5 protein-coding genes and 2 pseudogenes are annotated in these 5,725 nt (G+C 70.0%); 2 read left to right on the forward strand and 5 right to left on the reverse strand.

The annotated features are described in order from the left end of the window. The coding region (locus K789_RS0106490) for a putative protein N(5)-glutamine methyltransferase (RefSeq protein WP_024366051.1) at positions 1 to 658 on the reverse strand (658 nt) is incomplete at its 3' end. Between the two features lie 66 nt (positions 659 to 724). Here K789_RS0106490 and K789_RS0106495 point away from each other — a divergent pair. Next, positions 725 to 1,801 carry a lactonase family protein gene (locus K789_RS0106495; protein ID WP_192815736.1) on the forward strand — a complete coding sequence of 359 codons (1,077 nt, stop codon included), beginning with the start codon at positions 725 to 727 and terminating at the stop codon, positions 1,799 to 1,801. A gap of 123 nt (positions 1,802 to 1,924) precedes the next feature. Here K789_RS0106495 and K789_RS22510 read toward each other — a convergent pair. Next, a pseudogene (locus K789_RS22510) lies at positions 1,925 to 2,946 on the reverse strand (PHP domain-containing protein). A gap of 180 nt (positions 2,947 to 3,126) precedes the next feature. Between K789_RS22510 and K789_RS0106505 the strand changes: the two are divergent. Further along, positions 3,127 to 4,299, forward strand: a complete 1,173-nt coding sequence (locus K789_RS0106505; RefSeq protein ID WP_051180930.1) for a GGDEF domain-containing protein — start codon at positions 3,127 to 3,129, stop codon at positions 4,297 to 4,299. Positions 4,300 to 4,319: 20 nt separating this feature from the next. On the opposite strand, the gene K789_RS22515 is transcribed toward K789_RS0106505, so the two are convergent. The 3 genes and pseudogenes from K789_RS22515 to K789_RS0106520 form a co-directional block, all read right to left on the reverse strand. Continuing rightward, positions 4,320 to 5,042: a serine/threonine-protein kinase gene (locus tag K789_RS22515; RefSeq protein WP_237739537.1), complete on the reverse strand. Its 723-nt coding sequence runs from the start codon at positions 5,040 to 5,042 to the stop codon at positions 4,320 to 4,322. Positions 5,043 to 5,213: 171 nt separating this feature from the next. Continuing rightward, the gene (locus K789_RS22520; protein ID WP_024366054.1) at positions 5,214 to 5,474 is read right to left on the reverse strand and encodes a hypothetical protein; all 261 of its coding nucleotides are present in this window, start codon (positions 5,472 to 5,474) and stop codon (positions 5,214 to 5,216) included. Between the two features lie 50 nt (positions 5,475 to 5,524). Further along, positions 5,525 to 5,725: pseudogene (locus K789_RS0106520) on the reverse strand (MarR family transcriptional regulator); the annotation flags it as partial.

The following is a 5,725-nucleotide window of genomic DNA, read 5'->3' on the forward strand; positions in this document are numbered from 1 at the left end:
CCAGCCATTGCGGCGCCGCGGCGGCCACCCTCCGCTGCACCTGAAGCCCGTCTTTGCCGCCGTCGAGGGAAACCCGCGGTTCGTGGAGGCGGGCTTCCTGCGGCATGGTGCCAATTTCTGCGGAGGGAACATAGGGTGCGTTGACGGCAAGGATGTCGACCCGACCGCGCAGACGCTCCGGGAGCGGCTCGTACAAGTCCCCTTCGTGGACCGCACCACCGAGCGGCACTATGTTCCGGGCCGCACACCGCACCGCCGCAGGGTCGATGTCGGCAGCATGCAGCTCGAGGGGACCGGCCAGCGCCGCGAGCGCAGTGCCGACCGCCCCTGATCCGCAGCACAGGTCCACGACGACGGGCACGTGCCCCAAGCCGCCGTTTGGTGGGAGAAGCCGGGCGGCCTGCCGGACGAGGAACCCGGTGCGGCGGCGGGGCACAAAAACGCCCGCGTCCACGGCGATCCGAAGTCCGCAGAAGTCCGCCCAGCCCAGAATGTGTTCAAGCGGCAGACCGGAAACCCGCCGCTCCACGAGGGCATCCAGGTGGTCGGGCCCCGTCGCGGCAGCCACCAGCAACCCGGCTTCCTCCTCTGCGAAGACGCAGCCGGCCGCCCGAAGCCGGGAGATGACGGAGGGCCGGGGCGCAGGAAGGACCGTCATGCCAAGGACCCCCTTTGCGCTGCTGGTGCCGGAAGTCTCATGCTACCGAAGTGGCAGGATGGAACCATGGCCCCGAAAAGAACGGCTTCCGAAGCGCCGCTGCCCGTGCCGGCGAGCGCCATACCGTCAAACGAGCTGATCTGGACCGGGTGTTACACCGCGAACGGCGGCGGCCGCGGGGCCGGAATCGGGGCGCTGAATGCCGGCGCTGACGGGACGCTGCGCTGGCTGGGGGTCGCCGCCGCGGCAGACTCGCCGTCGTTCCTCGCCGTGCACCCCTCCCTTGATGTGGTCTACGCCGTGGGCGAGGCGGCGCGGACGCTCCGGGCGTACCGCCGGTCCGGCGACTTCGGTCTGGAACCCGCCGGCCCGGACTGGCCGGCCGGAGACGCCGCCTGCCACGTCGCCGTCGACCCGCAGGGCCGTTTCCTCGTGGTGGCCTGCTGGGGCGACGGCCAGATCCTGCTCTATGAACTGGACCACGACGGCGGCATCACGGCACGGTTCGCGGCGGCCGCGTCGATAGTCCCCGGGCGTCCCAGCCGTGCCCACGCCAGCCTGATGCTCGACGACGGCCGGGTGATGACCACCGACCTCGGGCACGACCTGGTGCGGGTCTGGGACTACGCGCCCTCGCAGGGGCTGCGGCTGGACCACGAAGTCACCCTCCCGCGGGACTGCGGCCCCCGGCATCTCGTCCAGCATCCCGGTGGCAGCGTGTTGGTGGTGACCGAATATTCAATTGAAGTTGCCGTGGTGCAGCCGTCCCGTGAGTCCGGGACATTCACCCTGACCGGAATTTTCCCGGCCACCAGCGGCGGAGCACGCCCCGGGGACTCCGCGGCAGAGATTGCCCTCGCCGCGGACGGGAGACACGCCTACGTCGGTGTGCGCGGCTCCAACCGGATCGGCGTGTTGGAGGTGGACCGGGGCGGCGGCGTCCTCCGGCCCCTGGCCGACGTCCCCAGCGGCGGCGACTGGCCCCGGCATCACCTCGTCAGGAACGGCTGGCTGCATGTGGCGCACGAACGCTCCGGCGATGTGGTCACTTACGCGCTGGATCCGGCGAGCGGACTCCCCGGCGCAGCCGTGGGCAGGGCGGAGCTGGCATCCCCCACCGCGCTGATCCCGGCACGCCCCTGACCGCGGGACATGCCCAGTCCCTGCGCCCAGGACTGGGCATAACAGCACTATGTCCAACCCTCCTCGCAGCAGGAGGGCATGCCCCGTGCGACAAGCCCCTCGGCACGGACTGGCCGCCGTCCGTCAGCTTCCCGAGCCCGCCCACTCCAGCAGGCGGTCCAGGGCCAGCTGGTGATGATCCGTTCCGCCGGCACGCCGTTGCGTTCGGCCCGCTCGGCGCCGTACTGCAGGAAGTCGAGCTGGCCCGGGGCGTGGGCGTCGCTGTCGATGCTGAACACGCAGCCTGCGTCGAGGGCCAGTTCAATGAGGGCGCCGGGCGGGTCCTGGCGTTCGGGCCGGGCATTGATTTCGACGGCGACGTTGTGCTCCGCGCAGGCAGCGAAGACCTCTTTGGCGTTGAACTCCGACGCTGGCCGTGTGCCCCGGTCCCCTTGAATGAGACGGCCCGTGCAATGGCCGAGCACGTTCGTGTGCGGGTCCGTGATCGCGCCAAGCATCCGCCGGGTCATGGTGCGCTTGTCCGCCCGCAGCTTTGAGTGCACGCTGGCGACCACGATATCCAGCCGGTCCAGCATCTCGGGGGTCTGGTCCAGGCTGCCGTCCTCGAGGATGTCGGCCTCGATGCCGCGCAGAAGGCGGAAGCCGCCGTCGCCGTCGCCGTTAATCCCCGCGACGATGTCGAGTTGCTCGGCCAGCCGCCCGGCACTGAGCCCGTTGGCGATCCTGAGGCTGGGCGAATGATCGGTCAGCGCGAGGTACTCACGGCCCAGCAGTTTCGCGGCGCCCACCATGGCCTCGATCGGGGATCCGCCGTCGGACCAGTCGCTGTGGCTGTGCAGGTCGCCGCGGAGGGCGGCCAGCAGCGTATGCCCTCCCGGCACCAGGGGCTGGGCGCCCCGGCTTCGCAGTCCGTCGAGGTACTCCGGCACGCCGCCGTCGAGCGCTTCCCTGATGACCTGGAACGTCCGGTCGCCGATCCCTTTGGTCCTCCGGAGCCGGCCGTCCCCGGCCCGGGCTGCCAGTTCCTCCGCGCCGAGACCGGCGATGATTCCTGCGGCTTTCCGGAACGCCTGGATCTTGAAGGTCGGGGCAAGCTCGCGTTCGAGCCAGAAAGCGATCTCGTTCAGGGCATCGGTGGCATCCATGGCACCATCTTGCACCCCGGGCCATCGCACGGGGACCCCCGGCGTCGCCCGGATGTCTCACCGCTTTGGGCAGCGGGCCAACGTTCTGAGAGACTTGTCCCGGCCGGGGCCTGATCCGGCGGGGAACTATGCTGGCGGTCCTTGGGGAGGGCCTCTCCGGCAGCTGGGAAACTTCACGTTATGGTGCTGCTCGACAGGTCAACGCTCATGGTGGTCTTCGCCCTGATGACGCTCACGATGCTGGTCCTGTTCTACTTCGACACCTACCGCAAGAGCCGGGCCCCTTTTGCCGGCTGGTGGTGCTGGGCTGTCGCCTCGTTCTTCCTGGCGGCCGTCTTCTACTTCATGGGAGAGGCCGAGGCGGTGGCCTGGGCCCCCAGCGTGGGAAATGGCGTGATGGTGCTTGGCTCCGGCTGCGTCTGGGCGGGAACCCGCTCGCTGGCCGGCCGGCGGATCCTGCCCTGGCTGTTGGGGATCCCTGCGACGGCGGCCTTCGCCGTCGACGCCTCCGTCCACTACTCCGATAACGCCCGGATCGGCAGCATTGTGCTGTTGTCGCTGATGGGGACGGCGATCGGTCTCGCCTCCGTGGAGCTGTGGCGCGAACGCGAGGACTCCTGGCATCTTGTCCGGTCCCTCGCCGTCGCTACTGCCGTCTGTGCCGTCTATTACCTAAGCCGGACGGTGGGGCTGGCTGTCCTGGGCCCGGCGGATCCGCTGTTCCAGGTGCTTTTCGGCACCGGCGTGTCCATGCTGATGGCCATGGTCCTGCTGGTGGTCGTTTCGTCCAGCATCACCTCGCTGAATTACGCCCGCCGGACCGAGAACCTGCAGGAGCTGGCCTACCATGATGGGCTGACCGGACTGCTGAACCGCGAGGAGTTCATGCGCCAGGCCCAGCGCAGGCTCCGGGCCAACCTCGCCGCCGGCGTCGACACCGTGATTGTGATGGCGGACCTGGACCGCTTCAAAGCCATCAACGACCGCTTCGGCCATGACGCGGGCGACGGCGTCATCCGCGCTTTCGCCGAGGCCTGCCGCCTGGCCGTGCGGGACGCTGATCTGGTGGGCCGCTACGGCGGTGAGGAATTTGCACTGCTGCTCGACGGCGTCGACGCCGCCGGGGGCGTCCGCATCGCCGACCGGATCAATGCCGCCCTGGCCGAGCACAGTTCCCTGCCCGCTGGCGCAGACTCGCCGACGGCGAGTTTCGGCGTCGTCGACGCCCACGACGGGAACGCGGGGCTCCAGCGGCTTCTCCGGGAAGCCGACCGGGCCCTGTATGACGCGAAAGCGGCCGGGCGCAACCAAGCGGTGATCGGGTTGACTGCCGCGGGCACCCAGCCTGGCTGAGCTGCCCGCGGCAGCACCGCTCAGGACGCGCGGGGAAGCTTCGCCGCGAGGCTCCCGGCAGCGGCGGCCGAGGGCCGCGCCGCGGGATCCATGGCGGTCATGGCCGTCAGCAGCGACACCCACGACGTGCCGAGCCCGGCGGGAATCAGGGGCTTGCGAAGGGTCCGCGCCACCAGGGACTCCACCGGGGTGCCCGGGAACGCCTTGGCCCCGGTGAGGCACTCGAGCAGCACCAGCCCCAGGGAATAGATGTCGCCGGGAGCGCCGGGATGCCGGCCAGCCGCCTGTTCCGGGCTCATGTAGTGCACGGTGCCGGAGGAGTCGCCCGGCTCCAGTGTGGTTCCAGCCGGGGTGGCGATGCCGAAATCGGCGATCCGGACGGCGGACCGCCGCAGTGCGCTGAGCAGGATATTGGCGGGTTTGATGTCCCGGTGGACCAGTCCGCGGGCATGGACGTGGGCAAGACCGGACAGCGCCGCGACCGCCCAGCGGGCAACTTCGCCGGCGTCGGCCGGACCGCTGCGGATCCGCTCGGCGAGGCTGCCCCCGTAAGCAAGCTCCTCAACGAGGAAAGGGCGCCCGGCCCACGGGTCACCGGCCGGAACGACGCCCTCGGCGATGAAGGTAACGATCGCAGGATGGTCCAGCGAGGCCAGGACCCGCGCCTCGGCGTGGATCCGTTCCGCCTGCCNGCTCGGGGCCTTCGGCGACCTTAATGGCCACGGGCCGGCTGTCTGCCACATCCGTTCCGCGGAACACGGTGGCGGTGGCGCCACGGCCCAGCAACTCATGGACGAGGAAGCGGCCCCCGGGAGCGTCCGGGAGCGCCAACACTCTGGCATCGAGCCCGACGGCGGCAGGGACCGGCAAGGCGGCGGGCCGCTCCGCCAGGGCCACCGCGGAGTGCGGGCCGCTCAACGGCTGAGCTCGGACACGATGCTGGATGTGTGCACGATTCCGTCCAGCTGGAAGCCGCACCCGCAGCGCCAGAGCGGCGGCAGTTCTGCTGAGGCATCGGCCTGCGCGAAGGAGTAGACGGACATAAGGGCGGGGGCCGGCGCCTTCCACTCCATCGGCATCCCGCAGTGGACCGGGCCGGCAAGGGCCTGCGCGGGCGGAACGGCGGCCGGAGCCGCTTCAGCCACGGCGCCGCCGGAGAAACGAATATCAGACATAGTTAGTAAGCATACATATAACTAGTCAGGCTAGCTAGTTGCTTTGGCGGCTATTCCACCACGTGGGTGCGCGACTCCGCGATGGCTTGACTCATCCGGCGGAGGAAGCTGACCACGACCCTCGCCTCGTCTGCACTGAGGTCCTCCGCGACGGCCATCATCCTGCGGTGCATGTCACCGAGAGTGGCCCGGACCTCCGCATCCGTAGCGGCGGTGGGAACGATCACCAGCGACCGCCGGTCCGTGGGGTG

The sequence above is a fragment of the Arthrobacter sp. TB 26 genome (assembly GCF_000427315.1).
In the GTDB taxonomy this organism is placed as follows: Bacteria; Actinomycetota; Actinomycetes; order Actinomycetales; family Micrococcaceae; genus Arthrobacter.